This window comes from Oleiphilus sp. HI0125 (genome assembly GCF_001635355.1).
The window spans coordinates 1-799 of sequence record NZ_LWGF01001195.1 but is presented as its reverse complement, the minus strand read 5'-3'; the positions used below and the strand labels follow the sequence as shown (position 1 = coordinate 799).

Annotated in this window: 1 protein-coding gene and 1 pseudogene; both read right to left on the bottom strand. The window is 44.4% G+C overall.

Features of this window, described 5'->3' with window-relative positions; genetic code table 11:
• Nucleotides 1-236: DUF3382 domain-containing protein (locus A3762_RS26135; protein WP_156493638.1), on the bottom strand; the 236-nt coding region annotated here is incomplete at its 3' end.
• A pseudogene (locus tag A3762_RS20610) lies at nucleotides 236-799 on the bottom strand (branched-chain amino acid ABC transporter permease LivH); the annotation flags it as partial. The gene A3762_RS26135 and the pseudogene A3762_RS20610, both read right to left, overlap by 1 nt.

The window sequence follows — 799 nt, the reverse complement described above, 5'->3', positions numbered from 1 at the left end:
CCGGTATTAAAACTTGGTTTAGGAATGTGGCTAAATAATCCAGTGAACTGGTCTCTGAATAATTGGAAGAAAAATACGATCGCAACGGCAGCACCGATATACATCCAAGTCGTTGGCCCCGCACCTTCAATAGACATTGAAGTGCCGCCTGTAACCAAGTTGAGGCCCAGTAAAGGGAAGGACACGATAAAAGTGATGATTGCAGTAAATACTGCATGACTGAAATTCGATTTCATTAGACTTTCTCAACCTCTTGTTTGCCTAGTAAGCCAGTCGGCTTAAATAAGAGGATTAGAACGAGAAGACTAAATGACACGGCGTCTTTCCATTCTGAGCTAATATACGCTGCAGTTAAGCTTTCCGTTAAACCTAGAATAATTCCGCCGAGCATAGCGCCAGGAATGCTCCCAATGCCACCAAGTACCGCTGCGGTAAATGCTTTCAGTCCGGCAATAAAACCAATATGTGGATTGGCAACGCCGTAATAAAGGCCAAGTAATAAGCCCGCGACAGCCGCTAAAGAAGCGCCAATGACAAATGTTGCAGAGATCACTCGGTTAGTATTAATGCCAAGCAGATTTGCCATCTTGATGTCTTCAGCAACAGCGCGACATGCTCGTCCCATTCGTGACTTAGAAATAAATAATGTGAGTGCCGACATGCAGATAAATGTCGCTATAAAAATAATCAGCTGCATGTAAGACAGAGATGCTTGGAAGTTTTCAGTACCGAAAGTCCAACCGCCACTAATCATAGGAGGAATCGCAACATCGCGAGCGCCTTGCGCATTCACTACAAA